Origin of the sequence: Arthrobacter sp. LAPM80, assembly GCF_046736435.1 — a bacterium.
GTDB lineage: Bacteria > Actinomycetota > Actinomycetes > Actinomycetales > Micrococcaceae > Specibacter.
On the sequence record NZ_JBCHVD010000009.1, the window covers coordinates 20,420 to 46,475 of the forward strand.

Genomic DNA, 26,056 nt, shown 5'->3' on the forward strand with positions numbered 1-26,056 from the left:
CGCCGGGCCGCGCGTGAGCTTGTGCGTGCATTGCATACCGCCGGGTTGAAGCTGGGGGTTGTGACAGGGGCCAGCCTGTTGCAGGTGCTGGAACAGCACGCAGCCACCATAGTCCCGGCACTCACCACCGACCGCCTCGAACTATCGCTGCCCGATGTGGGCGCTGTGCCCGCACCCCGCTTAATCCACAGTCTCGGCCCTGAGCGCGACCTTGCGCAGGAGCGATGCAAGCTGCACCTGTTCCTTGGCACTGAGGCCCTCGAGCACCTGGCTGTCACGCTCCAGGAAGTGGGGGAATTCCCGGTTCACCAGGTCCCGTCCCTGTTCGGTCAATTGCAATAGGACAACCCTTCCATCAAGCTCCCAGGGCAGCCTTTCAACCAGGCAGCGCTGGACAAGCCGCTCGGCATTCTTTGTGGTGGATGCCCCGCTGAGCATGGTGGCGGCCGTGACGTCACTGGCCCGCAGCGGCGAATCGGCCCGGGCCAGCGTGCACAGCACGTCAAACTCGGCGCGGGTGACGGCCACGGGCGCCAGGTCCCGCTCAACGCGCTGGTTGGTCAGGGCGGCAATCCGCGTGATCCGCCCCATGACCTCAACCGTTGCGACATCAAGGTCGGGCCAGTTCCTGGCCCAGCCGTGGCGGACCCTGTCGACGAAGTCTCCCCTTGCCGGTTTTGCATCCATCATGTCAGTCTAGGCGTCCGCCGCATCAAGGAGAGAACTCTCATATCCCTTACATATATTTTACTAGTAAAATACTTGATATCATTGAAGCATGCCCCAGCTCACCCGAATCCACCACACACGCACAGCACTGACCCATCCCGCCGCCCGTGCCACTTGGCGGAACTCCTTTGCCCTACGCCCGGCCGACGCCATTTTCGCACCGGCCATCAAGGTGGGCATCGCGGCGACCCTGGTCCTGGTGGCGGGTGGTCTGTTGGGACAGGAGCAGCTTTCCGGCATCGCTGCCCTCGGCGCCTTGACGAGCGCCTTCGGCCGCTACCAGCCCTATAAGCGGCTTGGGGTGATGCTGGTGATCGTCGCCGCCGCCATGCTTGTGGCGACGGGTGTCGGCGCCCTCATGGGTGCATCGGGTGTGCCCACGGGCCTGGAAATCCTGGCACTCGCACTCATCGCAGGCCTTGCCGCACCCGTGTTTTCCGCCTTCAGGATCATGGGACCTGGCGTGGTGATCCTCGTCTTCGCAGCCTCCGCCGGCGCCGGCTACGCACACACCTTCGACGCCATTCCCCGCGTCCTCGCCGCCCTGGGACTGGGCGTCGTGGTCGGCTGGATGGTGGCCATGGCTCCGGCCCTTATTGCCCCGATGGGCCCGGCCCGCCTCGCCGTGGCCCGTGCCATTGCCGCTGTCACCGGGCTTGGCACAACTAAAGACATGGACGACGCCGGCACCCGCCAGGGCGCGGCCCTCGCCGCAGTGCGCACAGCCAGGGACTCATTGGCGTTGAGTGCGACTCACCCGCAGCGCCGCAGCGCGCGCTCCGTGCAGCTCCGTGCGCAGGCGGCCCAGCTTGGCCTCCTGCTTGATGAGGCCGACGCCGTGCTGGAGCTTCTCAAGGCAGGGAATCATGCCGGCGCCACCTCTGCCTTGGATGGTCTGGCAGTACACGAGGCACAACTGCGCACGGTGTTTGACGCCCGGTCCGTTGCCGCACCGGACGGTGTGTCCGAGGCAGCAGCACAGACCGGTGCTGCAAAGCCGCAGGGAATGTTGTCAGCGGCACGCACGGCACTGCTCTCGCCCTCAAGCGCACATCAGGGCATGCGCATGGCCGCAGCATCGGCACTTGCCGGCTGGGCCGCGGTCGGACTCGGTCTTGACCACCCGTTGTGGGCTTCAATGGGCGCAGTGGCCGCCCTCCAGGGACTGAACTATGGCATGGCCGTCCAGCGTGGCATCCAGCGCGTGGTGGGCAATGTGGCCGGCGCGGTGGTGGCGGTGGTCCTGCTGTCCCTGCCGCTGGGCTTTTGGCCCTCGGTCGCCATGGTCATCGTTTTTCAGGTCCTGGCGGAAATAGTTGTGCTGAAAAACTACATACTGACCACAATCGCCGTGACACCCATGGCGCTGATCATGACAGGCTTGGGCGGGCATCTGGGCCCCGACGCGGCGTTCAGCCGCGTTGCCGACACACTGGTGGGAGTGGTTGTTGGTGTCCTGGTGGCGGCTCTGACCATTTCACTGGCCGACCGCCACCACCTGGGCAGCAACTCCTAGGAAAACCCATCGGGCAAAGTGGCCCGGTGTGAAAGCTACGCCGACGGAGCCAGCTCCATGGCCTGGGCCAGCAGCTCAAAGCTGCGGATCCGTCCGGCGCGTTCGGTGACCTGTGTGGCCACGATGAGCTCATCGGCGCCGGCCTTCACGGCAAATTCATCCAGGTAGGCCCGCACCACAGAAGGAGTGCCGACTGCCGAGTAGCGCATCATGTTCAGGACCTGCTGGCCTGCCGGTGACTCGAGCAGCATGTCGGCCTCGGCGTCGGTGAACGTGCGGCCGCCGCCAACCATCGCGGCCACGCGGCGGCGCTTGGCCGTCAACAGCAGCGCGTCAGCCTCTTCCTGGGTGTCGGCCACAATGGCATTGACGCCTGCGATCACATAGGGCGCGGCAAGTGCCGCGGACGGCTTGAATTCGCGGCGGTAGATGCGCACGGCATCCTCCAGGGCCTGCGGGGCGAAATGCGATGCGAAGGAGTACGGCAGGCCCAGCGCCGCGGCGAGTCGGGCACCAAAGAGCGAGGAGCCCAGGATGTACAGCGGAACGTGTGTGTCCTTGCCCGGGTAGGCATTCACGCCGGAGATCCGGCTCTGGCCCTCAAAGTAGGCCTGCAGTTCCTGGACATCCTGCGGGAAGGTGTCCGCTGCCATGGGGTCCCGGCGCAGCGCACGCATGGTGTTTTGGTCGCTGCCGGGGGCACGGCCCAGTCCCAGGTCAATGCGTCCCGGGTGCAGGGTTTCCAGGGTGCCGAACTGTTCGGCGATCTGCAGCGGCGAGTGGTTGGGCAGCATGATTCCGCCGGCGCCAAGGCGGATCGTCTTGGTGTGTGCGGCAACGTGCGCGATCAACACACTCGTGGCCGATGAGGCGATCGAGGGCATGTTGTGGTGTTCGGCAAACCAAATGCGCTTGTACCCCCATCTTTCGGCCTTTTGCGCCAATTCCACGGAATCGCGGAAACTTGCGGCAATGCCGTCGTCGCCGATATGGGCAAGGTCAAGGATGGAGATGGGAAGCGTCATGGGTGCTGCCTTTCGAAGGGGGTCTCCTTAGCGCCAACCTCCGGATGCCTGTGGATATTTCCAACCGTGGGCGCTGTCACCCCCGCCCCCGCCGACGCCCCTCACGTGCGGGGCTCTGAGCCCGGGGTACCACAGTGGGGCCGGGTCAGGCGTCGACCGAAACGTTGAGCCGCTGCAGTGCCGCCAATGCTGCGGCCCGGCCCGCCCGGCGGGCCCCCAGTGTCGAGGCAGAGGCGCCATAGCCAACCATCAGCAGCCGCGGCTCGCGCGCCACCTTCACGCCGTCCATGACAATGCCGCCGCCTGGTTCGCGCAGTTTCAGTGGCGCCAGGTGGTCCATGGAGGGGCGGAATCCCGTGGCCCACAGGATCGAATCGGCTGCGAAGGCGGTGCCATCGGCAAAGACCACCCCTTCCTTCGTGATTCGCCGCAGCGGTCCGCGCGATACAAGGGTTCCCGCGGAAATCCCATGTTGGTATTGCTGCGTTAACGGCAGTCCCGTCACGCCCACGACGCTCAGCGGCGGCAGCCCCGCGGCCGTGCGTTCGTTGACGCGGCGTTCGACGTCGCGTCCCCAGTCGGGGTCGAACTCGCGGGTGGTGAACTCGGGTTCGCGCCGCGTGGCCCATGCCGTTTCAACGCCGGCGTCGGCGAGCTGGAGCAGAAACTGGACGGCCGATGTGCCGCCGCCCACCACCAACACCCGCTGCCCGGCGAACTCCGCCACTGACGTGAAATCGTGGGTGTGGAGCTGCCGTCCGGCGAAGGTTTCCACGCCGGGATAGTGCGGCCAGTGCGGTTTGTCCCAGGTGCCCGTGGCGTTGATGACAAGGTGGGTTTTGTAATTGCCCTGATCCGTTTTCACCACCAGGGGTGCACCTGACGTGTCGGCGGGGACTTCGCCGTCATCCGCTGTGAAAGACGGGGACGATGGGTGCACGGCAAGCACCTTCACGGGCCTGTGCACGGGCAGGCCAAACGTGGTTTCGTAGGTCCCGTAGTAGCGCCCCACCACGGCAGAGGCCGGCTCGGTGGGATCGGCGGCGGGAAGCTTCATGCCGGGGAGGTCGTGGACTGCGTGCGCGGCGCCCAGGGTCAGCGAGGACCAGCGGTGCAGCCACGCACCGCCGGGGGCCCGGTTCGCGTCAAGGACCACAAAGTCAGTCTCGGGCCGAAGCCCCTGCCGGGCAAGGTAATACGCGGCCGAAAGTCCGGCCTGACCTGCACCAATAACCACCACTTCGAGCATTGTTGCCTCCTACTGTGCTCAAACCTGCGGGAACGGGCGGCTATTCCGGCTGTGTCGCACGCCACCGGGCGCCGCGCCCGGATGCCCGCGCGGACAGGAACCTGTCGGCGAGGTACACGGCGACGGCGCCTACCGCGTAGGCCACCAGGTCGGGGGCGGAGAAGGTGGTGCCCAAGACAAGGCTCGACGGCGGGAAGCTCACCGCGAGCTGCCCGGGGATGCCCGTCAGCTGGGCAAGCTCAATAAGTGCGCTGAGGGCAAAGGCCGACAGCGCCAGCCAGTGCCTGCCCGTCCTGGGCGCAATGATGGCCAGGAGCAGGTAAAGCAGCACCGTGTAGAGGGCGTCGGCCGCTAGGGATGCCAGATCGCCGGAGACAAGGAAGTGCACCGCCAGCCCCAGCATCACAGTTCCGGCTCCAACGGCAGCAAGCAGCATGCGTCTGCGGGCAGTTCCGCCTGCGCACGGACCCGGGTGTGCGGCTTTTTTGAGAGGGAATCCAGGGGGCTCGTCCATACCCCGAGCCTACGGGGTGGAGGTGGTGTCGCTGAGGTCGTTGAGGAAACGAATGACGACTTCCCGCTCCTCCGGCGCCAACCGTGCAGCCACGTCGAATCGGCGGGCATGGCTGCGGCCCACAGTGTTGCGTACCTGCTCGTGCGTTTCAGAGGTAATCGTGACCACCACGGCCCGTCTATCTGTGGGGTGTGGTGAGCGCACTATGTGACCGGCGGCCGCCAGGCGGTCCAAGAGCTTGGTAGTGGCTGCGGTGGAGATCTCCAGGTGCTCCGCCAACAGGCCAGGGGTGGCGATCAAGCCCTGATTTTTGGACATGACCAGAAAACGCAGCGCCTTCATATCAGTCTCATTCAACTTCATGTGGTTGCGTGATTCCACGCTCAGGGCAGCTTCTGCCTCACGCCAGCGCCTGACGCCCACCAGCACACGCACGATCTGGGCAAGATCATCCTCACCCAGGGACGAATGCTCAACCAGCTCATTGTTCGGGTCGATGATCCTGGGGTCAAGCATCGAATCAAGGGTGCTCGGAGGGGTGTTGCGTGACTCGGACATGAGTGTATTATATAGCCAAATACAATGCTTACCTAGCTACTTATTAGATTATCTACCTATCTAGCATTTATTCAGAAACCCCAGGCAACACCGCATCCCGAGAAGGCATGGATCGACAATGACGAATGAATCCCGCCGCGACTGGCGTCCCGCGCGATGGCTGCGCATCCTCCTGCCGGCAGTCCTGCTGATTGTTTGGCTGGGTGCTGCAAGCGTTGGAGGACCCACATTTGGCAAGCTCTCCTCCGTTTCCAGCAATGACCAGGCTGCTTTCCTGCCCGCCAGCGCCGAGTCCACCGAGGTGAACACTTGGCAGCAGAAGTTCACGGATTCAAAGGCCATCCCGGCGATTGTGGTCATTGCCTCCGAGACGGCGTTGACCCCGGAACAGTTGGCGAGCTTCGCTGCATTGACGCCACGGTTCGCAGCAGTTCAGGGCGTGGAGGCCGCGGTTTCCCCGGCCACAAGTTCAATCGCCGGCCCCATCCCCTCAAAGGACGGCAAAGCGATTCAGTTCATCGTGCCCATCAGCGACACGAACAACGTGAACACCGTTGTTGCCGATCTTCGTGCGGTGGCCGGCACGGCGGACTCCTCCTCCGTCACCGCATACGTCACCGGCCCTGCGGGACTCACCGCTGATTTGGTCAACGCTTTCGGCGGTATTGACGGCATCCTGCTCCTGGTGGCCGGTGGGGCGGTCTTCCTGATCCTGCTGCTGGTCTACCGCTCCATTGTGCTTCCCTTCCTGGTGCTGCTCACCTCGATCTTTGCCCTCTCTGCCGCGATCCTGCTTGTATATGCCTTTGCCAGCTGGGGTTGGATCAAGCTCAGCGGACAGAGCCAAGGCATCCTCTCCATTCTTGTCATTGGCGCCGCCACCGACTACTCACTGCTTTTAGTGGCCAGATTCCGGGAGTCCCTGCGACACGTCGAATCAAAATGGGCTGCCATGGGCCGGGCCTGGCGTGCAGCCCTGGAACCCATAGCCGCCTCTGGGGCCACAGTGATCATTGCCCTGTTGTGCCTGCTGTTCTCGGACTTGAACTCAAACAGGAGCCTGGGACCCATCGCGGCCATCGGCATTGTTTTTGCGCTGCTCGCCTCACTGACCTTTCTACCGGCGCTGCTCGTCCTGTTCGGCCGCGCCGCGTTCTGGCCCTTCCGCCCCCGACTTGAGCACGCCCGTGAGCACGCCCACAGTGCAGCCACCCCTGCTGTCCACGGGCTGGAGGGCATCTCCGGGCTGTGGAAGAGGGTGGGGACGGTGGTTTCGCGAAGGCCCAGGCTAACCTGGGTGGTCTCCTTGGTTGTCCTGGTGGCCTGCGGCCTAGGCGTCCTGCAGCTGCAGGCCAACGGTGTCCCGCAGAGCGAAATCATTCTCACCCAGTCTCAGGCCGCGGCCGGGCAGAAAGTCTCCGCTGCACATTTCCCCAGCGGGGCCGGGAGCCCCGTGGTGATCGTGTCCGAGAAGGGAAGGGCCGACGCCGTACTGAAGGCCGTCGAAGCCACCGCAGGAATCAACTCAGCGTCGATTTATGCCGGGAATGTCCGCCCCGGCTCCGAAGCGGCTCCTGTGGTGCGCGAGGGCAACGTGATCATCAATGCCGTGCTCACTTCGGAGCCTGATTCATCGGCGGCAGAACAAGTGGTACGCACCTTGCGCACCACTCTCCCCGCAGCTGATCAGGGAGTGCTGGTGGGCGGCGTGACAGCAATTGCCCTGGACACCAACACGACGGCGCAGAGCGACCTGGTCAAGATCATTCCGATCGTGTTGCTGGTCATCTTGCTAATCCTCATGCTGTTGCTGCGCTCCGTTGTAGCGCCGGTACTGCTGGTGGCCAGCGTTGTCATCTCTTATGTGGCAGCCCTGGGCGTCTCTGCGGTTGTTTTCAACCATGTGTTCCATTTCCCCGGTGCCGATGCAGCGGTTCCGCTGTTTGGCTTCGTGTTCCTGGTGGCTCTGGGTGTTGACTACAACATCTTCCTCATGACCCGGGTGCGGGAAGAGTCGCTGCGGATCGGCACCCGGCCGGGAATCCTGCGGGGGCTGGGTATGACCGGCAGCGTCATCACCTCAGCCGGTGTGGTGCTGGCTGCCACTTTTGCCGCCCTGGCCGTGATTCCGATCCTCTTCCTGGCCCAGATTGCCTTCATCGTCGCTTTCGGCGTGTTGCTGGACACTGTCGTCGTGCGTTCGCTGCTGGTGCCGGCCCTCTCCTATGACATTGGCCGGGCAATTTGGTGGCCTTCCAAGCTCTCGCACCAACCACTGAACGGGGAAAACCGATGACAAGCTTGCGCCGCCGCTGGGCGGGACTGGTCTTCATCAGCATCGCTGTGGCGTTGATCATTGTCGATTCGACGATCGTCAATGTGGCGATTCCCTCCATTGTTCGCGACCTGGACATCTCCTCCACCCAGGTGCAGTGGGTGCAGGAGAGCTACACGCTCGTCTTCGCCGCCTTGCTGCTGGTCTTTGGAACCCTGGCCGACCGCTACGGACGACGGCGAATGCTGGTAACCGGTGTGGTCATCTTCGCCGCAGCTTCGATCTTCGCGGCGCTGGCCCTGTCCGGTGACCTGCTCATTCTCGCCCGAATCATTCAAGGTGTTGGCGGCGCCATGGTGCTGCCCACCACCTTGTCGCTGATCAATGCCACCTTCCAGGGGAGGGAACGTGGCATTGCCTTCGCTGTGTGGGGTTCCACGATCGGTGGCATGGTTGCGGTGGGCCCACTGCTGGGCGGCTGGCTCACCACCTCCTATTCATGGCGTTGGGCGTTCGGGATCAATGTGCCACTGGCCGTGGTCATCATCATCGGCGTATTGCTGTGCGTGGCCGAGTCACAGGATTCTGCAGATCCCCGCCGCATCGACATAGTCGGCGCCGTGCTCTCCGTCATCGCCAGCGCATCCTTGGTTTTTGGCCTGATTGAGGGCCGCAGCTATGGCTGGTGGCTGGTCAATGCCGGGAAAGCTCCCACGTTTGGCACGTGGACGTGGCCCTTTGCCCTCTCCCCCATACCGCTGGCCTTCGCCGTCACCGTGGCCTCCGGCATCGCTTTTGCCTGGTGGGGACGCCATCGCCAGCGAGCCGGCAAGACAACACTGCTGGCCTTCGCCCTGTTCAGCATCCCGTCCTTCCGCAACGGAAACATCGCAGCAATGATCGTTTCTCTGGGCGAATTCGGCATCATCCTCTCACTGCCGTTGTGGCTGCAGAACGTCATCGGCTACAACGCACTGCAGACCGGACTGGTGCTGTTGGCCTTGGCCATAGGATCGTTTGCAGCCAGCGCACTCTCCAGCGTGGTGTTGGATAAAATCTCCCCCGTGGCTATTGTGCGCATCGGCATTGCCGCTGAAATTCTCGGTGTGGCTGGATTAGGCCTTGTTATCTCAGCCAACTCCACATGGCTGACCATCACCCCGTTCCTGTTTATCTACGGCTTCGGCGTGGGCCTGGCCACCGCACAGCTAACCGGCGTGGTGCTCAAGGACGTCCCCGTGGACAAGAGTGGCCAAGGTTCCGGAACTGCCAGCACGGCCCGGCAAATCGGTTCTGCGCTGGGAATTGCCATTCTCGGGACAATTCTTTTCACCTCAGTCGGCACGTCCCTGAACGCCAGGCTGGCCGAAGAAACGCCTTTACTGCCAGAGTCCGCCCGCACTGCGATCGTTGACACGGTGGTGGTCAGTGCCGGTGGCGCAATTCCCGGACTGGCGGCCAAGGATCCGAAGGTGGGCGAGGCGTCACGTGCGGCGTTCAGCGACGGCACGAGGTACTCGGCCTTCGCGGCCTCGGGATTCTTGGTGCTGGGGCTGCTCGCGACCTTCCGCCTGTCCGGACAGGCCCGCACCGAGGAGTTCGAGATGGAAAAGCTGCGGAACGGTTAGTGTAAACCAGGCCCCGGGAAAACTGACTGAAGCCGAAGGCAGCGCGCCTGCCAACTCAGCTCAGGCACGAACCACCGGCAGTTCCGACCATTCGGTGGTGTACCGGGGCGAGGAATGTTCGCGTTTCATGGACCACTGGGGTGCCTCGGCCAACCCTCCGATGCCGATGCCGATGGCCGTGCTGCCAAACTTGCTGCGCACCTCCCCCAGTACACCTCCCACATCGGGCTGGCTGTTTTCGGTGCCAAAAACATCGAGCATGCCTGATGCGGCAGCCGGTTCCAGCCCGTTGAACATGACCCCGGCGCGCAGGTAGGCGGCCCCGGGAACGGTGCTTTGCCGGATGGCGGCCACGGCTGCCCGCACCATCGCTATGGGGTCCTGGGTCGGCGTCGTAAATCGGATCGTGGCAGCGGGGAAGCTGCCCTCGCCTGCGGCAAAGCGGCTGGTGCCGGCCGTGACAGTCATGGACGTGGCCATCAGCCCTTCCTCAGCAAGCCTGGCTGCACCGCGTTGGGCATAGATGGCCATGACTTGTTCCATGCCCTCAACCGTGGTGACCGGCGTGGAGAAGCTGCGCGAGAACATGATCTGTTGCTTGTCGACGCGTTCCTCGGTGTGGGGAATGCACTCTGTGCCGTTCAATTCCAGCACTGTCCGCTGGAGCACCACGGAGAACTTCTTGCGGATCAAGGCGGGGTCGGCGGCCTTGAGATCGGCAATTGATTCAATGCCCATCATCTTCAGCTTGCTTGCCGTCTTGCCGCCAACGCCCCACAGCCCGGAGGCGGGAACGCGCTGTTGGACGCCCTCGATGTGCCCCGCAGGCATGGATGCAAGTGCGCAGACACCGCCCAGCGCAGGGTTCTGCTTGGCGATCCGGTTGGCAAACTTGGCCAGCGTCTTCGTGCCGGCCACGCCAACGCAGACGGGAACTCCGACGTGGCGCATCACGGCCGCACGGATGTCGCGCCCGGCGGCCTGCAACTGGGCGGGGTCACCCACGAGGCCCGCGAACGATTCATCGATCGAGTAGACCTCCTGCCACGTGCCAAAACGGCCAACGACCTCCATGACCCGTGCGCTCAGATCCCCATACAATTAATTCGTAGTTGCTCGAGCGTGCCACCAGCCCCCTTCGCCTGCGACTGGATTTTGAACCAGGGCGCACCTGTCGCGATGCCCAGCTCCTTCGCCTCGGCCGAGCGCGCCACGACGCAGCCGTCGTTGTTGGACAACGACGGGGCGGCCCTCCAGCGACGGGTCAAAGACCCGCTCACAACTGACATAGAAGTTCACGTCAACTAAGGCGATGGCCTGCAAGCGTTCCATGGCTCCTGGCTACATGACGTGGTGCAGACAGCGGGTGACAACACCCCAGACAGACATGTCTGCGTCCAAGGACGTCACCTCGGCAGCCACGGACGGGGCGTTGGGTGGGTGGGCAACAAGGGAGGTCACGCCGTCGTGCATTGAAAGCCGGCGAATTAACAGTTCACCTTCGACGACGGCAACCACCACTGAGCCGTCGCGCGGGGTGAGGGCCCTGTCAACAATGATTTCATCTCCATGAGCGATGCCGGCGCCGACCATGGAGTCCCCGGCCACGCGCATGATGAACGTGCTGGTCCGGTCCCTAATGATTCTCTGTAGAAAGTGCCTGTTCTAGCCGATTTGTTGTTAGATCGCGGAACCGTTCCTCTACTTCGAAAGCCCTTGGGAAGGACGCCAAACGGCAGGGTTGGCAGTGCACCCGTTCCGCGAGGGAAACGTTGAGCGGTACGATCAGGAATTCCTCGGCTGCCGGGACGGGCTGAGCCTGACGCGGACGGCAAAACCGGCACAGACGATGACGGCGAGTCCTCCCGAGATGGTGACCCACGTCAGGGCCTCGCCCAACAGGAGCCATGCCCAGCAAATACTGAGGACGGGTTGGATGAGTTGGATCTGGCTGACGTGGGCCATGGGCCCGATGGCGAGTCCGTGGTACCAGGCGAAGAAGCCCAGAAACATGCTGATGACGCCCAGGTAAGCGAATGCGGCCCATTGAACAGGTGCTGCCGACGGGGGCTGCTGGACCATGGCGAATCCATTCAAGGTGACCATGAGCGGGGAGGCGAGCACCAGGGCCCAAGACACGGTTTGCCAGGCACCGAGTTCACGAGCAAGCAGGCCTCCTTCGGCGTATCCTATGGCCGCAGCTATCACAGCGCCGAATAGCAGGAGGTCACTCCAGCCGATGGCCCCGAGGCTCCCGGACTGGAGGAAGGCGAATCCGATGGCCGCCAGCGCCCCGATGATAGTGGCCGCCCAGAAGGCTTTCGAGGAGTGTTCGCGTCCGCGGAGGACCGCAACAGTTGCGGTTGCGGCGGGAAGCAGCGCGATGACGACGGCGCCATGGCTGGCCGGAGCCGAGGTGAGGGCGAAGGAGGTGAGTAGCGGGAAGCCCACCACGATGCCGCCGGCAATCATGGCCAACCGAAGCCACTGTTTTCCGCGAGGAAGGTGCTGACGGGTGAGGGCCAGAGCCAGTGCGGCAAGAACCGCTGCGACGACCGCGCGGCCTGAACCGACAAATAACGGGGACAGCCCGCCAACGGCCACCCGCGTAAGTGGGACGGTGAACGAGAAAGCCGCTACACCCAGCAGGCCCCACCAGAGGCCGTTAGATGCACGATGCGGTATCGGTGGGCTCAAAGTAAGAGTAGCGCTACCATTGGTATCCATGAACAACGATAGCAGCTCGCGAATTGTGGCGCGACTCAAGGAACGGATCTCTACGTCGTCGCCGGGATCCCGTTTGCCGTCGACCAGGGCGCTGGTTGCTGAGTTTCAGGCTAGCCCCGTCACGGTTCAGAAAGCCTTGCAGACCCTGACCATGGAAGGGTTGATAGAGAGCCAACCGGGTGTGGGGACATTCGTTCGGGCCGTGCGAACGGCACGCCCCTCGGACTACGGGTGGCAGAGCGCTGCCTTGGGATCGCCCCAGGTGATTCTGCCGTCGACTTCGTCCGCGATGCGCAGCGTCTCCAACGAAGCCATTTCCTTCCACTCGGGCTATCCGGACCGGGCGCTGTTGCCCGAGCGCCTCGTACAGTCAGCCCTGACCCGGGCCGCCCGGGGAGATGCGGCCCTGTCCCGCCCGCCCGTGGCCGGTCTACCGGAACTGCAATCATGGTTCGCCCGCGAACTTGGCGCATCCACGCCCGCCGGGATCAACCCGCCGACCCCAAGTGATGTCATCGTGCTGCCGGGAAGCCAGAGCGGACTTAGCTCGATCTTCAGTGCGCTGGTGGGCGTTGGACAGCCTTTGCTCATTGAGTCACCGACCTACTGGGGGGCCATCCTGGCCGCGCGGAACGCCGGCGTCCGGCTCATCCCCGTGCCCAGCGGCCCCGAGGGGCCCGATCCGACCGAACTGTCCAGGGCCTTCGAGGAAAGCGGAGCGCGTATGTTCTACGCGCAACCCAACTATGCCAACCCCACCGGGGCGCAATGGTCCCCGGGGCTGGCAAACAAAATATTGGACGTCGTTCGCGAGCACGGTGCGTTCCTTCTCGAAGACGACTGGGCCCACGACTTCGGCATCAACACCAGCCCCGCACCCGTGGCTGCGCGTGATGATTCCGGCCACGTCATCTACCTTCGATCCCTGACTAAGAGCGTCTCCCCGGCCATTCGCATTGCTGCCGTCATTGCACGTGGCCCGGCCCGCGACCGCATCCTGGCAGACAGAGGCGCCGAAACGATGTATGTCAGCGGGATTCTTCAGGCAGCTGCGCTGGATGTCGTCACGCAGCCCGGTTGGCAAACACACCTGCGCAATCTCCGCCACCAGCTTCAAGCACGTCGCGACCTATTGGTTAGGGGCGTGCACGAGCATGCCCCACAGGCCCATATAGAAAACATCCCCAAGGGCGGGCTGAACCTCTGGTTGCGCCTGCCCGATGAAACCAACCTCGAACAGCTGACCAAGGATTGCGAGAGTGCCGGTGTCATCATCGCCGCCGGCAACGAATGGTTCCCCGCCGAACCCACCGGACCGTTTATCCGCCTAAACTACTCGGGGCCGAACCCGGGCGCCTACCCGAAAGGCATGCGGGTCCTCGGCCAAGCACTCAAACACAACAAACACTAGATACCCGGTCATTTTCATTACCCGCCTGCGCAACAACTCCCAGTCCGTAATGGGAAGGCTGAGCGGGATGGGTGCGCGGGGTAGGGATGTAAGACTGGCGGCATGAACATTTTCGAGAACTTTGAGCTGATTGCAGATCACCCCGAGTTGGAAGATTATCTCGCTCTGCGAATGAAGGCGGGCCTATCGCAGAAGTCACCCGAGCAGGGTGCCGCCGCTTTGACCGGAAGCTGGTTCTTTTGCCATGTTCGGGACAGGGATACCCATCACGCCGTGGCCATGGGCCGCGTGATAGGCGACGGCGGCTGGTGCTTTCACATCGCGGATATGGCGACGCTGCCAAAATTCCAAGGCAGAGGACTGGGGAGGCTGATCCTCGACACGTTAATTGCTCAAATTCGCGAGCAGGCCCCTGAGAACCCGTACATCACCTTGATCGCCGATCCTCCAGGCAGGCGACTGTACGAGCAGACAGGTTTCTCAGAAATATCCCCGTCAAGCGGCATGGAACTGCCTTGGGTACGCTCATGATGGAGAACGGAACCCTGACCGGTCGTTTTTTGACAGCTGTCGTTGCCCAAGCCACATGGGTCTATCAGGATGCTAGGAGAGTCGTTTCTCGAAGCGCATCACGGGATGCCATTTCGACCCTGAACCGAAATCCATGATGCCGCGTTCTTCGAATCCGCGCGCCCGGTAGAACGAGCGAAGTACGACATTCGTGGCCACACAGTCCAATCGGGCAAGGTGCAGACCTCGATCGACAATCTCCTTCTCAGCCCAGCCTAGGGTCTGGGAACCAAGCCCACGGCCCGCAGCCTCGCGGGCAACCATGAGGCCATGAATATAGCCGGCTCTGTCGTCGCTGCGCGGCCAAACCAGGTCATCGGCCTCTGACAAGCGTATGGCCGCCCGTATCGCACCGAAATCCGAATCGACCCACCACTCATCCCGACCCACCTGTTCGAGAACGTCGTTGACTTCAACTTCCCCTGGCGTCCACTGCTGGATACATCGCTCCACTTGCCACCTTGCCAAAGCGTCGCGCAGGTCAACGATCGACTGAGCCGAAGAGCTTGTCGCTCACCGCATCGATAATTTACATTCCATGCGAGGAAGTATCGCACGGCAAACCTGCCTGAGCGTCACAGGCATTGCTTGCCGCGTTCGGGAGAGTCCGGGGCCAAACTAGGACTATTCTCCGACAGAGCTGGCGCATTCAGGCGCAAATTCCGGAATTCACGTGCATGACGGATCAGCACAGATCGACCTATCGATAGGTCACGGGCGTCCGCGCGCGCCGCCGATCGATCTCACCTTTGGGTGTCTAGGATGTGGCTTATGGACGCGGCGGACAGCGTGATGGTCTCATGGGTGATTGCGATTTCTGGCGGGCCCTCACAGGTTCCTCGCGGATTTCATCCGCTGGCCGAAGAGTGGCACAACGTCGCGGACCGTGAAGCTGCGGTGGGCATCGTTCCCGGCCAGCCCATCCTCATGTCGCCTGTGCTCGTGGACTACAGGCTCGGCGACTACTTCAGGGAGGCCTACCCCTCCGACCGTACATCAACGGCGCTGACCTACGCCAAGGAGCTGAAGACGTGGTTCACCTTCCTTGGCACCCAAGATGTCGAATGGTTTGAAGCAAAGCATTCGCACGTTCGTGCTTTCCAGATTTGGCGCGTCTACGATGCCCATAATCCGAAACTGGTCAGCCCGGCAACGTGGAACAAAGGTTGGGCCGCACTGCGGCACTTTTATGAGTGGGCGACAAAAGAAGGCTGGACGGAACACAATCCGGCAGGAACCGCTGACCGGCTCCTGGACCCAGGCGCCGTGTGAGGGCATCGCGAGAAGAACTCGCGGACATCCCGTGACCGGTGGATCACTCCTGGGGAGTATGCGATGTGGAGGGACGTTGGCCTGCGAGGTTACGACGCCCAGCGAGACGGTACAGGGCGGCCTGTGGCGGGCCTGCCAAATGTGGCAGCGAGATCCCGCAACACCGCACGCAATGTTGCCTTTGCTGACTACCTGGTGACGACCGGGCTCAGGCTGGATGAAGCAGCGAAGCTGCTGTTATTTGAGACCACTACGAGCGTTCAGGAGGAGGTCCCGGTCGTCGGCAAGGGTCGCGTGCGACGGCACTACAGGGTGATGAACGACCTTGGCCTGGCCAGCCTGCACCAATACAAGGTCGGGGAACGCGCCGATGCCATCCGGCGAGCACAAACCGCGGGCCGCTACGAAAACGTCAAAGGTAGGCTCGACGTCGTTGAGATACTCCAAAGCCGCTCCGGCCAGCGCGTCCGGTTGACCGATGGCCGTGTCTTACCCGTGGAAACGATACCGGCGCGGGTCCGGGCGAGCCTGTATCTCGCCAAGGACCAGGGCATTGAGCCGGTCTGGCTGTGGCTGAAGGAGGACGGAAGTCCCTTGCAGATAGCCTCGTGGGACAAGGTCTTTGATACGGCCAACGATCGCGTGACGGCGGCCCGCACGATGCTGGGATCTGTTTCGCCAACGGTGAAGGTGACCCCGCACTCCCTAAGGTTCACTTTTGCCCTGTTTGTGCTCCTGGCCGGCATCCGGGCCATTGATGAACATCTCGGATTTGACGACGCGTCACCATTCACGGTCATGAATTACGTCCAAGCTTTCGACGAGGTACGGGACCTGCTTGGCCACTCATCTGTTGAGACAACCAAACGGGTGTATCTGGAACCTGTTAAGGGGTTGCGGCGATCAAGCTTGCTGCGGGGCGCCAGCGTTGAACAGATGTGGGACAGCGTGTCAGCGACGAATCCGCTGATCGGTTTCCACACCTCATGAGCGGACAACGGGCGGCGCAGCCGCCCCCAGGGCTGCAGGCTTCCGGCCCTTCCGGTTCTTCCGTCGATGCAGGCTCAGGCCTGGCCATCACACTGCACCTTGAAGACGCCCCGAACTATCGCATGGACCTGTCAAAAATGGCGGGGGCTGAGACTCTGCGCGGGAATTTCGCACAAGCAGTTCTTGCCTGGAGTGCCAGCGAAAAGGGCGGGCGGAGAACATCCAGTGTTTTGGCGATCAAGCGGGCACTGTCGTCCTTCCTCAGGTACGTGGAGGAGCTCAGCGCCGATCGGCCGGTTTCCCGGTTGGAATTCATCGCCGAGATCACCCCTTTCCATTTACGCGGCTACCACGCCGAACTGCTCCGGTTGCAATCGCGCACCACTGTGGACGATTACTTCAACAGGATGCGCACGCTGTTGCGCTTTGCAGGGACTACGTCCGATGCAACACGCCGGGAGATCAACAAGAGGCAAGGATGGTCGAAGCCAGAAACACAGATTGAAAGGTATTCCAAGCGTGACTTTGTGAGGATCCGCAATGCGGCCCGGAAAGTGGTGGAAGAGGCACATGCCCGCATTCATGCAGCGCATTTGGAAGCGCTTGAACATGATGCAGGCAATGCGCCAGACATTGCCAAGAGCCTTGCCCTACACGAGTTGATGACCCTGGGAATGCCCCAAAGCAAGGCCGGATTCCGGTCGTTGGCCGCCTTGGGCCCGCATGACTACCGTCAACGATTCGCGGTCCGTCGACACCTTTTCCTAGACGGTGACGAGGCCCTGGCCGCCGCGGTCCTGATGGCCTGCCACCGGGGGTTGAACCTCTCTCCCATCGTCATGTCGGGAACGCCCGTCGAGATTGATGCCGACACTGTACAGCTTGGCCTCGACAAACCACGCCGGGGACCCGGGCTACGGTTTTGGCCCGAGATCCTCACGGACAATATCGATCAAAACGACCAGGCAGCCACGGACGTCCGCATGATCGCCGAAGCGACAGAGCCGGCACGTGTGTGGCTGGCCCACAATCACCAGCCCTCCCAGCGGCTGCTCATCCGGTGGCCTTTCACCGCGAACAAGCCCCACTTCGGTATCCCCGCAGCAACACATCAAAAGGGTGTGGGAGCCCGAAGCGGCAACGGAGCATCCTGGATTCCTGAAGGAATACGCATTGATTTCCAACGCCTGCGCCGCAGCGTCCCCGACCAAGGCGTTGCCAAGGAGTCCACCGATCACAATCCGGCCACCTACCTCCACTACGTCCGGACCGACGCTCTCGCCCTGGCAGAACAACAGCTCGAAGCCACCCGCGGCATCCAGGCGGCCATGGATCGGGCACGCCTTGAAGTGCAGAACCGGATGTGTGAAGGGCAGGACTCCGGCGAGTCGAAGGACGCGCTCATTGCCAATTGTCGAGACCCGGAAATCAAACCAACGACAGGGATGCCCTGCACGACTGGCTACTTTTCCTTTCTCGATTGCCTCGACTGCGACAACGCAGCCACAGTCTCGCGCCTGTTGCCCCGCCAGCTGGCTGCCCTGGATGTGTTGGAAGAACTCAGGGACGCCCTGGGCGATGCGTGGGAGAGGAAGTTTGCTCGTCGCTATTACATGCTCCGGGCGATAGTCGAACGCCATTCCCCGGCGGAACGACTGGCGGCCGCTGATCAGATCAAAGCTCATCGGCCAACAATTATTGCAGCCTTGCGGCAGGAAGGACCTCGATGACCCAGTAGCATGGCCAGGCGGAGAGTCTAGTTGGCACCGCATTCCACGACGCACCCCTGCTCGATTATCCGTCCGTCGCCACTCCATGCATTTCCAGGAATCGCATCCACCACGACGCGGTAATTGCACCGTTCGGTGCGGATATGTGGCCGATGAATGCGCTGGCCAGCGATCCCTCACGTCCCTTGCCCCGGCTCCGGTTCGATGGCTGGCCGGTGGCGTTCCGTGACTCTGCGAAACACATCGCCTATGCCCTGATCAACCACGGGAATCCTGAGATCCTTAGGGACGAGGCCCACGGCAACTATGTCAAATGGCCGCAAGTCGGGACGATCGAAAACCTTCTCTTCCAACTGAAAGGCCACGTGAATTGGCTGCTTGGCGAATGGTCCGAACAGCATCCGGCCACGCCAGTCCTCACTCCCGGCGACCTGGATGCGGAGCACCTCAACGACTGCCGGCGCAGGATGGATGCTTCCGACTCGTCCGTGGACACGAAGCGCAAAAGCCTTGAAAGCCTGATTCGTGTCTGGCACCTCAACCCATGGCTGCCCGAAGCTCTGCAATGGCCCGAACCCACCTGGCATCGTGAAGCGTGGAAGCCTCGGACCAGTGTTCGGGAAAATGCGACGAAGCGTTTATCGCAGGCCACCATGGGACCGCTCCTGGAATGGTCAATCGCCTTCGTGACGGAATTCTCCGCCGACATTATTGATGCCCATCAGCACCTGCACGCCCGGCTTGACAACTTGCCGTCCGGTGAGGGCCAGTACCACGCAGCCCGTACTCTCCTGCAGGAATATGTGCGCACCAAGACACCACTGCCCGCCGCGCCGACTTGGTCGGGCACCAAGCGAGCCGAGGAGGTTGGGTGGGGTGTTATTTCCTATCGCCATCGGATCGACACACTTTACTTGAGCAGGGCCCTGGCAAAAATGCATATCCGTCCGGATATATCGAAGGCTGACTCCCTTACCGCCCTTGATTTCAAGGTAGAGGGCATGTTTCACGGCCGGCCGTGGATCCCGTCCATCGGTGTTTACGATGTCAAACCCCGCTCGATCAGCCGCAACACCTTGCCGGGCCCATTGCTGGGCCATTTACGCACAGCGGCCATTATCGTCGCCGGCTACCTGACCGGCGCCCGCCCGGAAGAAATCTGCACGTGGCAACACGGCGCGGCACCAACACCCCTCGAACGCCCCGGTGGATCACGACTGCACCTGATACATGGCCGTGTATGGAAGGGTAGACGGGCCGATGATTCCGGTGCCCTGGGAAGCGGTCAGGAGGCGGCGTGGGCAACAATTTCTGTAGCAGCGAAAGCCATCCACGTGGCGGAACAGCTTGACCAGCTCTTCGGCAGGAACGATGGTCTGCTCTTCTCCGATTCGGGCCGGCAGAGAGCGCCATCGACTGTGACACTCTGGATCAAGGACTTCGTTTCCTTCATCAACGAGCGCCTCGTCCCCCACTGCGTGAACCCTCAGGCTCTTCAGATTCCCGAGGATCCTGACGGAGCGATCACGTTGAGACGATTTCGACGTACCCTTGCGTGGTTTATTCACAATCGTCCCAACGGGGAAACGACCACAGCCATCCAATACCAGCACCTCGGCACTGTCATCGGAGGAGGCTACGCGGGGACCAAGAAGTCCGGGATGAACGATCTCCTGCTCGAAGAAGACTGGTCCCACCGCCGGAGAACCGTGGACCACCTGCGAAGCCTGCTCGATAGCGGAGAAGGTCTCAGCGGGCCCGCCGCCGATCGAGCCTTCGCGGCCACCGAAAAGCTACCCCGAGACCTGACACCCGCTGACGAGCGTCGCCTGCGCAAAGACCGGACACTGCTGATCTATGACAACCCGGCCGCGGTGGCGCTCTGTGTGTACGACGAAAGGCGGGCCTTGTGCCACAAGATCAAGCTCGCGGGAAAGGACGACCAGCCCAGTCTCCTTGAGTGTGTGGACGGCTGCCTGAACTGTGCGCGCACGGACGGCCAACTCCAAGAATTCGAATCCGAAGCCGTGTCCTTGCAGGCCAATGCGGCGCTGTCCCCCTTGCCACTTGCCCAAGCCTTCCTGGCGCGTTCGGAACGCAATCTGCTCATTGTCAGCCAGCACCGATCCACTCGAATCTGCCGCGGCAACATGGCAGCACCGAAAAGCATTAGCGATGAATAAGCCGGCCGCCATCCCCGACAATGTGGAAATTGAGAATGAGGACGAATCGTCCCGTCGGGCAATCCTCGCCGCGATGCAGCGAATCCTCCTCGGCCAGCCCCAGCGGGTGGCCGTAGGCGCTACCAGCATCAGCGACCTTGCCAGGGAAGCCCAAGTCGGCCGCCACGTGCTCTACCGCTCCCCCGACCTCAAGGATCGCTTTGCCTACCTGCGCGACAAGGCACATCAGCCAACAGCAGCTGAAGTGAACCTCCACGAGCAAATTGCAAAGCTCAAGTCGGAGGCAACCAGCCTGCGGGAACTCCAATCGCGCACACATGAACGCGCCGAAAGTTGGAAGGCCCTCTGCACAACACTGGAGCGGGCAATCAACGAACTCCAAGAAGAACTCAGGCAAGAACAAATCAAGACTGGGAGGCTCACCCGCAGGTTAAACGGACTTAAAGCAGAAACTGGACCTGCTCCCATAATTCCATTGCGCCCTCGCCCAAGTCCACAACACCCCTGAACCCTCTAAAGAATGATCAGGTGTCGATTAAGGTCGATACCGCCGTGGAAGTAGTCGCGGGCGGGCGAGGCAAAGCCCGTCGGATCCATGGTGGGCACCTTGGGCGCCGTCGGGTCCATGCCAAACACAACACCACCGCCTAGTACAAAGATTCGAGCACTAAGCGTACCACCGAGCATGCCGGGGAGGGAGGGCCCGGGCTGGCCCGGGGCCGAACCAAGGCCCGGGCTGGCGCATTGGACGCATCCTGACGGGCACCATAGGGTTGACCGTGTGAATGAAGTGAACTCTGCATGAGGTGTCCCGCACAGACACTTCCCCTGTGAGTGTGGCATCGCCATGGGCCGGCCACCGGCACGGCAGCACCGGGTATCGCAGGGTCCTGGCAGCGTTGGCCTGTGCAGGCGTGGCAACATTTGCCCAGCTGTATTCCCTTCAGGGGCTGCTGCCCCTGATCTCGGGCGAACTGAACGTGACTGCAGCCCAGGCATCACTGACAGTCTCAGTGGCCACGATCGCGCTGGCCATCACTGTGCTGCCATGGTCTTTTGCCTCCGACCGGTGGGGGCGGGTGCGCACCATGGGCTTGGCCGTCGTTCTGGCAACAATCTTTGGACTCCTGGTCCCGGCCGCCCCGAACTTTGAAATTTTGCTTGTTCTGCGGGCGCTGGAGGGCGCCGCACTCGGTGGCATCCCCGCGTTGGCCATCGCCTACCTCACGGAGGAAGTCAGCCCTGCGAGCGCCAGTGCCGCGGCGGCTGCCTACGTTGGCGGAACCACCTTGGGTGGGCTCTTCGGCCGGTTGCTGGCAGGGCCTGTGGCAGACCTCGCCGGATGGCGCATGGGCACGCTTACGGTTTCCCTCTCAGCCGCGGCCGCAACTGCCGGATTCCTCCTGCTGGCTCCCAAGCAGCGAGGCTTCATTCCATCGCATGTGCAGGGATTCGGGGCGGCGTTGGGCAAGCTCCTCCCCCAACTGCGCAGCAGGCCGTTGCTGGCCTTGTATGCACAGGCCTTCCTGCTGATGGGCTCGTTTGTCAGTGTCTACAACTACCTGGGCTTCCGGCTGGAGGCACCGCCGTATCTCTTCCCTGCCTCTGCAGTCGCCCTGCTCTTTCTGGCATATCTGGCGGGCACGGCCTCCTCCCGCATGGTGGCCGGGCTCGCGGGCCGCTGGTGCCGGCGCACGGTTCTCCTGGTGTCCTGCGCCGTCATGATTTTGGGCCTGGCCCTGACCCTTGCTAGCCCTGTTGCCATGATCCTTGTGGGCCTGGTGCTGTTCACGGCAGGTTTCTTTGGCGCCCACAGCATCGCTGCCGGCTGGACCGGGGCGATGGCCAGCACGGGACGGGCGCAGGCCTCCTCGCTTTACAACCTCAGCTACTACGCCGGATCCAGCGTTGTGGGCTGGAGCGCCGGGCTGGTGTTCCAACAGTTTGGTTGGAGCGCCATGGCGGGGGTGCTTGCGGTGCTGACAGGGCTTGCCGCAGTGGTGGCCCGGGCACTGCTGCCGGGGCGTGGGACGTCCGGCCGGCAGAAGCAGGGCAGGTAGGTCCCTGCGGCGGCACCTTCCGTACCCTGATGCTAGGCACAACCTTCGCTGCGGTGATGAAGGCGATGATGCCCATCGGGACGTTGATCAAAAAGATCCAGTGCCAGCAGGCCGACAGGAACCATCATGGCTCCGCCCAGGCCCTGCAGGATCCGCGCCCCCACAGAAAGGCAAGGTTGGGGCTGAGCGCACACAGCAGCGAGGCGATCGTGAACACGGCAATGGCAGCCGTAAATATGCGCCGTGCGCCGTAGCGTTCGGCCAGCCATCCGCTGATGGGGATGCCCACGGCCCAAGCGTAGCGCCCGTACCTCGGCCCGGCGCCGCTAGAGTGAAGTCACGAACTGTCGCGCCCTGGGAGCCAAAGTGAACGTTGTCGAAATGAATGCCGGCCGGTGTAAGTCCTGATGCCCATCCTGGATGTTGTGCTGCTTGTCCTGATTGGCCTTGCCGGGCTGCTGTTTTTGGCCCTGCAGTCTTGGCTTGCCGCCACTGTGGTGCGGCGTGTGGTGGGCGTGCCGATCGGCTGGCCGCGGTCCATCGTTGTCGGATTCGTCATGAGCGCCGCCATGGGCCTGACCGTGCAGTACCTGTACCGCGCCGGCACGAACCAGAATCCCGGCGGCCTGGACGTGGCGCCCGGTGTGGCGCTGCTGTTCCTGATCCTGGCCGTCGGCTGGATTTTTGCGCTCGGCGTCGGCGCGCTGGTCTTCATCGAGGCAGCATTCCCCACGGGGACGCTGCCAAGCTTCAGCCAGGTCTTCACCGGGGGGAAGGCTCGACGGCGGCGTACCCGACGCTATGCCGAAGTCATCTCCATCGCCGTGCGCCACGGTCTGGGTTCCCGGCTGCGCGGCTTTGGCCGCAACGACGGTTTAAACCACGATGTAAAAACGGCCAGGGCCCTGCGCGATGCACTCAACGAAGCAGGTGTCGCCTTCATCAAGCTGGGGCAGATGCTCTCCACCAGGCGCGACCTGCTGCCGGAACCCTACATCCGCGAGTTGGAGACACTGCAGACCAAGGCTGCACCAGAAACATGGGAATCCATCGAGACTGCCATCGAGGAACGGCTGGGCCGTCCGCTGGGGGAAGTCTTCAGCCACGTCAACCCGGTGCCGCTGGCCGCAGCCTCCGTGGCGCAGGTCCATGAGGCCACCCTGCTTGATGGAACGGATGTGGTCCTGAAGGTCCAGCGGCCCGGCGCCCTTGACCAGGTCGGCCTCGATACCGACATTATCCTGCGGCTGGCCCGCTGGCTGAACAAGACAACCCCGTGGGGCAAGTCCCTAGGCGCGTACACCCTGGCCCGCGGCTTCGCCGATTCCCTCGAGGAGGAGCTGGACTACAGGATCGAGCTGGACAACATGCGCAGCATCGAGCATTCGCTGGCACAATCGGGCAAGTTCACCGTCGCGGTCCCCCACGCCTATCCAGAACTCTCCGGCGAGCGCCTTCTTGTCATGGACAGGCTGCCGGGACGGCCCGTCAGTTCCGCCGGCTCCATCCTAGAGCGGCTCAGCGCCGAGGAACGCAGTGCCCTGGCCGCCACCTTGCTGGGGGCCACACTTGAACAGATCATCTCCGACGGCGTCTTCCACGCCGACCTGCACGCCGGGAACATTTTCATCACCCCCGAGGGGAAACTGGGGCTCCTGGACTTTGGCGCCGTCGGCCGGCTTGACCCCGCAACACAAACCGCCCTGGGCATGATGCTGTACTCCATCGACAAACATGACAGCGCGGGGGCCACCGACGCACTCATCGAACTGCTCGACCGTCCCGAAGACCTGGACGAGCGGGCCCTTGAGCGTTCACTTGGACAACTGCTCACTCGGTTCCGGACAGGCTTTGGCCCCGGCGGCAGCCAGAAGATGTTCGCTGACCTCTTCTCGCTGGTGATCGCCCACCAGTTCGCCGTCCCGCCGCAGATCGGCGCGGCATTTCGTGCCCTGGCCGCCGTCGAAGGCACCTTGCTTGTCATCGACCCCGCCCTTGACCTTGTGGCCGCCGCCCGCGCCGAAGGGGCCCGGCTCATGAACGGCAAGGTGAAGGTCGGCAACATCAAGGACGAGCTCGAACAACGCGCCCTGCAGCTGCTGCCCCTGCTCAACCGGCTCCCGCGCCGCATCAACAGGATCACCGACGACCTGGAACACGGCCGCTTCTCCATGAACGTGCGGGTGCTGGCCCACGCCTCCGACCGCAACTTCCTGACAGGGCTGTTCCAACAGCTCATCGTTGCCGTCTTGGCCGGGGCGGCCGTCGTGGGGGCCATCATGCTCATCACCAGCGACGCCGGCCCGGAACTGGCCGGCGCGATCAGGCTGTACAGCTTCCTTGGTTTCGTCCTGCTCTTTGGCGGTTTCGTGTTGGGCATGCGGGCCCTGATGCTTGTCTTCAAGCGCAGCGTGGAGGATTAGTCGCCGCAGACCGGGCCGGCCGCCGTCGTCCGTGCTTGGATGGAAGCATGTCCATCCTCATCGTGCTGCGCGGTAATTCAGGTTCCGGCAAGAGCGCCGTGGCCCGTGTCCTGCAAAGGGAACTGGCCGGGGTGTGGATTGAACAGGACAACTTCCGCCGGACCATTCTTGGCGAAACCGGTAACTACTCCCCGCTCACCATCGAACTGATCGAGCAGACGGCGGCCCTGGCGCTGCGGCATGGGCGCACCGTCATCGCTGAGGGAATGTTCAATGCCAAGACCCACAGCGGTTGTTTCAACTCCCTGCGGGCCGGGCATCAGGGGCGCAGCGTGTTTTACGCCTGGGACCTCTCCCTGGACGAGACGCTGCGACGGCACGCCACCCGGCCGCACAAGCAGGCGGACTTTGGTGAGCATGCCATGCGCGGCTGGTACCGCGGATGGGATCCACTGCAAGGCATCGACGAGCAGCGCATCACGGCGAAGGAGTCCCTGGAAGAAACAGTCGAACGAATCCTGCGGGACGTTCGGGAGCCATGAGTCAGGGCGCAGGGCACCGTTCGCGAAGGGTTTCGACGCCGTCGCCGGAAAGTTCATCGCAGTACGCCTCACGCCCCGTCATCGCCATGATCAGTGCCAACGTGCTTCCTGTGACAACAAGGCCGGTGCCTGCGGTGAAGGGCCCGTCGTCGGCCACAAGTTCAAGCCCGCCGATGCGCCCCTTGGCCAGGACCACCTGGTCAGTGCCGCTGTAGTAGCCGGCCACGCGGGTCAGCACATCGATGGGGTGCGCACGCACGAGGCCCAACGGTCGTCTGATGTCTTCGGGGTGGACAACTGATTCGCCCAGCATCGCCAGGACTGGCAGCGGGGCCATGGTGGTGCTGGTTTCAATGCCGCGGAACCGTTCCAGGGTTTCGGCCCCGGTGGCGCCCATTTGCTCGGCCAGCCGCATGGCCACCATTTTGTTGAAGTCGAACCGGCAGCGGATGACCCCCGCCATCCAGCGCACCGGGCCCAGGCTTGCCCCGGCTGTGAGGTGGGCGAGGACTTCCCTGACGTTCAGTCCGGAGCACAGGGACGGCGTCGCCCATTGCTCCTCTCCCAGAAGTGCCAGGTCTGCGGCAAGTGCCGCGCGTTCGGCGTGAACCGCGTCCCACGTTTCGTTCATGTTTGTTCCCAAGGTCTGCCAGC

The 26,056-nt window shown here is 63.0% G+C and carries 26 protein-coding genes; 14 read left to right on the forward strand and 12 right to left on the reverse strand.

Translation table 11 applies throughout. The annotated features are described in order from the left end of the window. Positions 1 to 180 precede the first annotated feature (180 nt). On the reverse strand, positions 181 to 687 hold the full coding sequence (locus tag AAGW05_RS10755) for a MarR family winged helix-turn-helix transcriptional regulator (RefSeq protein WP_411804516.1): 507 nt from the start codon (positions 685 to 687) through the stop codon (positions 181 to 183). 91 nt (positions 688 to 778) lie between these two features. On the opposite strand from AAGW05_RS10755, the gene AAGW05_RS10760 reads away from it, so the two are divergent. Beyond that, the gene (locus AAGW05_RS10760; RefSeq protein ID WP_411804517.1) at positions 779 to 2,245 is read left to right on the forward strand and encodes an FUSC family protein; all 1,467 of its coding nucleotides are present in this window, start codon (positions 779 to 781) and stop codon (positions 2,243 to 2,245) included. A gap of 35 nt (positions 2,246 to 2,280) precedes the next feature. Here AAGW05_RS10760 and AAGW05_RS10765 read toward each other — a convergent pair whose 3' ends face one another. From AAGW05_RS10765 to AAGW05_RS10780, 4 genes are all read right to left on the reverse strand, one after another. Continuing rightward, positions 2,281 to 3,270, reverse strand: a complete 990-nt coding sequence (locus AAGW05_RS10765) for an LLM class flavin-dependent oxidoreductase (RefSeq protein ID WP_411804518.1) — start codon at positions 3,268 to 3,270, stop codon at positions 2,281 to 2,283. A 145-nt stretch (positions 3,271 to 3,415) separates the two neighbouring features. Further along, positions 3,416 to 4,519, reverse strand: coding sequence for an FAD-dependent oxidoreductase (locus AAGW05_RS10770; protein WP_411804519.1), 1,104 nt, complete (start codon positions 4,517 to 4,519; stop codon positions 3,416 to 3,418). 40 nt (positions 4,520 to 4,559) lie between these two features. Continuing rightward, entirely contained in the window at positions 4,560 to 5,033 is a 474-nt protein-coding gene (locus tag AAGW05_RS10775; protein WP_411804520.1) for a DUF2809 domain-containing protein, read from the reverse strand. A 9-nt stretch (positions 5,034 to 5,042) separates the two neighbouring features. Further along, entirely contained in the window at positions 5,043 to 5,591 is a 549-nt protein-coding gene (locus AAGW05_RS10780; RefSeq protein ID WP_411804521.1) for a MarR family winged helix-turn-helix transcriptional regulator, read from the reverse strand. Between the two features lie 118 nt (positions 5,592 to 5,709). Here AAGW05_RS10780 and AAGW05_RS10785 point away from each other — a divergent pair, with 118 nt between their 5' ends. Together AAGW05_RS10785 and AAGW05_RS10790 are read left to right on the forward strand one after the other, a co-directional pair. After that, positions 5,710 to 7,887: an MMPL family transporter gene (locus tag AAGW05_RS10785; protein ID WP_411804522.1), complete on the forward strand. Its 2,178-nt coding sequence runs from the start codon at positions 5,710 to 5,712 to the stop codon at positions 7,885 to 7,887. Further along, positions 7,884 to 9,494, forward strand: coding sequence for an MFS transporter (locus tag AAGW05_RS10790; protein ID WP_411804523.1), 1,611 nt, complete (start codon positions 7,884 to 7,886; stop codon positions 9,492 to 9,494). Before AAGW05_RS10785 ends, AAGW05_RS10790 begins: the two co-directional genes overlap by 4 nt. Positions 9,495 to 9,554: 60 nt before the next feature. Here AAGW05_RS10790 and AAGW05_RS10795 read toward each other — a convergent pair whose 3' ends face one another. Next, the gene (locus AAGW05_RS10795) at positions 9,555 to 10,595 is read right to left on the reverse strand and encodes a DUF4113 domain-containing protein (protein WP_411804524.1); all 1,041 of its coding nucleotides are present in this window, start codon (positions 10,593 to 10,595) and stop codon (positions 9,555 to 9,557) included. A gap of 21 nt (positions 10,596 to 10,616) precedes the next feature. On the opposite strand from AAGW05_RS10795, the gene AAGW05_RS10800 reads away from it, so the two are divergent. Further along, entirely contained in the window at positions 10,617 to 10,802 is a 186-nt protein-coding gene (locus tag AAGW05_RS10800; protein ID WP_411804525.1) for a hypothetical protein, read from the forward strand. Positions 10,803 to 10,835: 33 nt separating this feature from the next. On the opposite strand, the gene AAGW05_RS10805 is transcribed toward AAGW05_RS10800, so the two are convergent. Next, complete coding sequence (locus tag AAGW05_RS10805) at positions 10,836 to 11,108, reverse strand: LexA family protein (RefSeq protein WP_411804526.1); 273 nt, start codon at positions 11,106 to 11,108, stop codon at positions 10,836 to 10,838. A 171-nt stretch (positions 11,109 to 11,279) separates the two neighbouring features. After that, positions 11,280 to 12,221, reverse strand: coding sequence for a DMT family transporter (locus AAGW05_RS10810; protein WP_411804527.1), 942 nt, complete (start codon positions 12,219 to 12,221; stop codon positions 11,280 to 11,282). Here AAGW05_RS10810 and AAGW05_RS10815 point away from each other — a divergent pair. Together AAGW05_RS10815 and AAGW05_RS10820 are read left to right on the forward strand one after the other, a co-directional pair. After that, a complete protein-coding gene (locus tag AAGW05_RS10815) occupies positions 12,220 to 13,632 on the forward strand; it encodes a PLP-dependent aminotransferase family protein (protein WP_411804528.1) in 1,413 nt (470 codons plus the stop codon). The two genes, AAGW05_RS10810 and AAGW05_RS10815, sit on opposite strands and share 2 nt — an antisense overlap. Before the next feature lie 102 nt (positions 13,633 to 13,734). Beyond that, positions 13,735 to 14,163 carry a GNAT family N-acetyltransferase gene (locus AAGW05_RS10820; protein ID WP_411804529.1) on the forward strand — a complete coding sequence of 143 codons (429 nt, stop codon included), beginning with the start codon at positions 13,735 to 13,737 and terminating at the stop codon, positions 14,161 to 14,163. A gap of 72 nt (positions 14,164 to 14,235) precedes the next feature. Here the strand turns inward: AAGW05_RS10820 and AAGW05_RS10825 are convergent, their stop codons facing one another. Further along, entirely contained in the window at positions 14,236 to 14,670 is a 435-nt protein-coding gene (locus AAGW05_RS10825) for a GNAT family N-acetyltransferase (protein ID WP_411804530.1), read from the reverse strand. Positions 14,671 to 14,973: 303 nt separating this feature from the next. On the opposite strand from AAGW05_RS10825, the gene AAGW05_RS10830 reads away from it, so the two are divergent. The 5 genes from AAGW05_RS10830 to AAGW05_RS10850 all read left to right on the forward strand — a co-directional run bounded on the left by AAGW05_RS10830 (position 14,974) and on the right by AAGW05_RS10850 (position 20,885). Further along, positions 14,974 to 15,474, forward strand: coding sequence for a site-specific integrase (locus tag AAGW05_RS10830; protein ID WP_411804531.1), 501 nt, complete (start codon positions 14,974 to 14,976; stop codon positions 15,472 to 15,474). Positions 15,475 to 15,537: 63 nt separating this feature from the next. Further along, positions 15,538 to 16,464 (forward strand): hypothetical protein, encoded by a 927-nt coding sequence (locus AAGW05_RS10835; RefSeq protein WP_411804532.1) that lies wholly within the window; start codon positions 15,538 to 15,540, stop codon positions 16,462 to 16,464. Further along, positions 16,461 to 18,194, forward strand: a complete 1,734-nt coding sequence (locus tag AAGW05_RS10840; RefSeq protein ID WP_411804533.1) for a hypothetical protein — start codon at positions 16,461 to 16,463, stop codon at positions 18,192 to 18,194. Before AAGW05_RS10835 ends, AAGW05_RS10840 begins: the two co-directional genes overlap by 4 nt. A 152-nt stretch (positions 18,195 to 18,346) precedes the next feature. Continuing rightward, on the forward strand, positions 18,347 to 20,377 hold the full coding sequence (locus tag AAGW05_RS10845) for a hypothetical protein (RefSeq protein WP_411804534.1): 2,031 nt from the start codon (positions 18,347 to 18,349) through the stop codon (positions 20,375 to 20,377). Next, positions 20,370 to 20,885: a hypothetical protein gene (locus AAGW05_RS10850; RefSeq protein ID WP_411804535.1), complete on the forward strand. Its 516-nt coding sequence runs from the start codon at positions 20,370 to 20,372 to the stop codon at positions 20,883 to 20,885. The genes AAGW05_RS10845 and AAGW05_RS10850 overlap by 8 nt, the downstream gene beginning before the upstream one ends. 5 nt (positions 20,886 to 20,890) lie before the next feature. On the opposite strand, the gene AAGW05_RS10855 is transcribed toward AAGW05_RS10850, so the two are convergent. Continuing rightward, a complete protein-coding gene (locus tag AAGW05_RS10855; protein ID WP_411804536.1) occupies positions 20,891 to 21,013 on the reverse strand; it encodes a hypothetical protein in 123 nt (40 codons plus the stop codon). Between the two features lie 194 nt (positions 21,014 to 21,207). Between AAGW05_RS10855 and AAGW05_RS10860 the strand changes: the two genes are divergently transcribed. Next, positions 21,208 to 22,437, forward strand: coding sequence for an MFS transporter (locus AAGW05_RS10860; protein ID WP_411804537.1), 1,230 nt, complete (start codon positions 21,208 to 21,210; stop codon positions 22,435 to 22,437). A 124-nt stretch (positions 22,438 to 22,561) separates the two neighbouring features. Here AAGW05_RS10860 and AAGW05_RS10865 read toward each other — a convergent pair whose 3' ends face one another. Next, positions 22,562 to 22,726, reverse strand: a complete 165-nt coding sequence (locus AAGW05_RS10865) for a hypothetical protein (RefSeq protein ID WP_411804538.1) — start codon at positions 22,724 to 22,726, stop codon at positions 22,562 to 22,564. 118 nt (positions 22,727 to 22,844) lie between these two features. Between AAGW05_RS10865 and AAGW05_RS10870 the strand changes: the two genes are divergently transcribed. Together AAGW05_RS10870 and AAGW05_RS10875 are read left to right on the forward strand one after the other, a co-directional pair. Further along, positions 22,845 to 24,860 carry an ABC1 kinase family protein gene (locus AAGW05_RS10870; protein ID WP_411804539.1) on the forward strand — a complete coding sequence of 672 codons (2,016 nt, stop codon included), beginning with the start codon at positions 22,845 to 22,847 and terminating at the stop codon, positions 24,858 to 24,860. Between the two features lie 47 nt (positions 24,861 to 24,907). Continuing rightward, positions 24,908 to 25,402, forward strand: coding sequence for an AAA family ATPase (locus AAGW05_RS10875; RefSeq protein WP_411804540.1), 495 nt, complete (start codon positions 24,908 to 24,910; stop codon positions 25,400 to 25,402). Position 25,403: 1 nt separating this feature from the next. Here AAGW05_RS10875 and AAGW05_RS10880 read toward each other — a convergent pair whose 3' ends face one another. Continuing rightward, on the reverse strand, positions 25,404 to 26,033 hold the full coding sequence (locus tag AAGW05_RS10880; RefSeq protein WP_411804541.1) for a maleylpyruvate isomerase family mycothiol-dependent enzyme: 630 nt from the start codon (positions 26,031 to 26,033) through the stop codon (positions 25,404 to 25,406). Between the last annotated feature and the right edge of the window lie 23 nt (positions 26,034 to 26,056).

What these genes read in the sequence shown, in the direction of transcription:
- AAGW05_RS10820 (WP_411804529.1), top strand. Translation starts at nt 13,735, where the DNA reads ATGAACATTTTCGAGAACTTTGAGCTGATTGCAGATCACCCCGAGTTG.
- AAGW05_RS10870 (WP_411804539.1), top strand. Translation starts at nt 22,845, where the DNA reads ATGCCCATCCTGGATGTTGTGCTGCTTGTCCTGATTGGCCTTGCCGGG.
- AAGW05_RS10770 (WP_411804519.1), bottom strand. Translation starts at nt 4,519, where the DNA reads ATGCTCGAAGTGGTGGTTATTGGTGCAGGTCAGGCCGGACTTTCGGCC.
- AAGW05_RS10840 (WP_411804533.1), top strand. Translation starts at nt 16,461, where the DNA reads ATGAGCGGACAACGGGCGGCGCAGCCGCCCCCAGGGCTGCAGGCTTCC.
- AAGW05_RS10805 (WP_411804526.1), bottom strand. Translation starts at nt 11,108, where the DNA reads ATGCGCGTGGCCGGGGACTCCATGGTCGGCGCCGGCATCGCTCATGGA.
- AAGW05_RS10755 (WP_411804516.1), bottom strand. Translation starts at nt 687, where the DNA reads ATGGATGCAAAACCGGCAAGGGGAGACTTCGTCGACAGGGTCCGCCAC.
- AAGW05_RS10775 (WP_411804520.1), bottom strand. Translation starts at nt 5,033, where the DNA reads ATGGACGAGCCCCCTGGATTCCCTCTCAAAAAAGCCGCACACCCGGGT.
- AAGW05_RS10845 (WP_411804534.1), top strand. Translation starts at nt 18,347, where the DNA reads ATGAATGCGCTGGCCAGCGATCCCTCACGTCCCTTGCCCCGGCTCCGG.
- AAGW05_RS10835 (WP_411804532.1), top strand. Translation starts at nt 15,538, where the DNA reads ATGTGGAGGGACGTTGGCCTGCGAGGTTACGACGCCCAGCGAGACGGT.
- AAGW05_RS10785 (WP_411804522.1), top strand. Translation starts at nt 5,710, where the DNA reads ATGACGAATGAATCCCGCCGCGACTGGCGTCCCGCGCGATGGCTGCGC.
- AAGW05_RS10815 (WP_411804528.1), top strand. Translation starts at nt 12,220, where the DNA reads ATGAACAACGATAGCAGCTCGCGAATTGTGGCGCGACTCAAGGAACGG.
- AAGW05_RS10810 (WP_411804527.1), bottom strand. Translation starts at nt 12,221, where the DNA reads ATGGATACCAATGGTAGCGCTACTCTTACTTTGAGCCCACCGATACCG.
- AAGW05_RS10760 (WP_411804517.1), top strand. Translation starts at nt 779, where the DNA reads ATGCCCCAGCTCACCCGAATCCACCACACACGCACAGCACTGACCCAT.
- AAGW05_RS10830 (WP_411804531.1), top strand. Translation starts at nt 14,974, where the DNA reads ATGGACGCGGCGGACAGCGTGATGGTCTCATGGGTGATTGCGATTTCT.
- AAGW05_RS10875 (WP_411804540.1), top strand. Translation starts at nt 24,908, where the DNA reads ATGTCCATCCTCATCGTGCTGCGCGGTAATTCAGGTTCCGGCAAGAGC.
- AAGW05_RS10790 (WP_411804523.1), top strand. Translation starts at nt 7,884, where the DNA reads ATGACAAGCTTGCGCCGCCGCTGGGCGGGACTGGTCTTCATCAGCATC.
- AAGW05_RS10765 (WP_411804518.1), bottom strand. Translation starts at nt 3,270, where the DNA reads ATGACGCTTCCCATCTCCATCCTTGACCTTGCCCATATCGGCGACGAC.
- AAGW05_RS10850 (WP_411804535.1), top strand. Translation starts at nt 20,370, where the DNA reads ATGAATAAGCCGGCCGCCATCCCCGACAATGTGGAAATTGAGAATGAG.
- AAGW05_RS10880 (WP_411804541.1), bottom strand. Translation starts at nt 26,033, where the DNA reads ATGAACGAAACGTGGGACGCGGTTCACGCCGAACGCGCGGCACTTGCC.
- AAGW05_RS10780 (WP_411804521.1), bottom strand. Translation starts at nt 5,591, where the DNA reads ATGTCCGAGTCACGCAACACCCCTCCGAGCACCCTTGATTCGATGCTT.